The organism is Vibrio olivae (assembly GCF_042428525.1).
Classification (GTDB): domain Bacteria; phylum Pseudomonadota; class Gammaproteobacteria; order Enterobacterales; family Vibrionaceae; genus Vibrio; species Vibrio olivae.
The window spans coordinates 1-1,220 of record NZ_JBHMEP010000046.1; the positions used below are offsets into that span (position 1 = coordinate 1).

A 1,220-nucleotide genomic window follows, 5' to 3' on the forward strand; every position below is an offset into this window, starting at 1 on the left:
CGAGAAACGGTTCTTACTTTCGATCAATCAAAACCGAATATGGTGAATTAACATTGGAAATACCTAGAGATCGTAATGGTGAGTTTAAACAACAAACTTTACCAGCCTACAAAAGAACAAACGATACATTGGAAACCACTATTATCCATTTATTCGAAAAAGGTGTTACGATGTCTGAAATTGCTGATTTGATCGAAAAAATGTACGGTCATCACTATACTCCACAAACCATGTCCAACATGACTAAAGTTCTGACTGAAGAAGTAAATGCCTTTAAATCCAGAGCCTTAAATGATAAGTATGTCGCTATTTTCATGGATGCTACTTATATTCCTTTAAAACGGCAAACCGTCTCCAAAGAAGCAATCTATATTGCCATTGGTATACGAGAAGACGGCACTAAAGAAGTACTAAGTTATGCGATTGCTCCGACTGAATCGACCTACGTTTGGAATGAGTTGTTACAGGACATTTACTCCAGAGGGGTTCATGATGTCTTACTGTTTATTACCGATGGCTTAAAAGGCATGAAAGATACGATTCACCAGATTTATCCTAAAGCTAAATACCAACATTGCTGTGTTCACGTTTCCCGTAATATTGCTCATAAAGTACGTGTCAAAGACCGAAAAGAAATCTGTGATGACTTTAAGGCTGTTTATCAAGCTAGCTCAAAGGAAGAGGCAAATACCTTTTTAGGGAGTATGATTGAGAAGTGGCAGAAAACTTATCCTAAAGTGACGCAGTCACTGATAAAAAAACAAGATTTATTGACTTTTTATGAGTTTCCGCCTGGTATCCGCCGAAGCATTTACTCAACTAATTTAATCGAATCTTTCAATAAACAAATCAAGAAATACAGCCGCAGAAAAGAGCAGTTTCAAAATGAAGAATCACTAGAGCGTTTCCTAGTATCCATCTTTGATACATACAATCAAAAATTCTTAAATAGAAGCCATAAAGGCTTCCAACAAGTGACGGATACATTAGCTTCAATGTTTACTGAGTAACCCATTATTTTGCAGAAGGACGAGTTATTTACACAAAATTATTGACGCTACCCTTGCTATAAAAAAGAGAAAAATTAAAACACAATAAAAAATGTACAAACATATCAAAAAAGGCCAGTCAACAAACCCGTTAACTAGCCTTTTTTATCTTAATTTCTAAATAAACGATACAGCCATTTTTGCGGACGTCCACGATAGATCACGTGCGTT

General features: G+C 35.9%; 1 protein-coding gene. It reads left to right on the forward strand.

Translation table 11 applies throughout. The annotated features are described in order from the left end of the window. A partial coding sequence (locus tag ACFFUV_RS23370; RefSeq protein ID WP_390198316.1) for an IS256 family transposase occupies positions 1 to 1,010 on the forward strand: 1,010 nt, incomplete at its 5' end. Positions 1,011 to 1,220 lie beyond the last annotated feature (210 nt).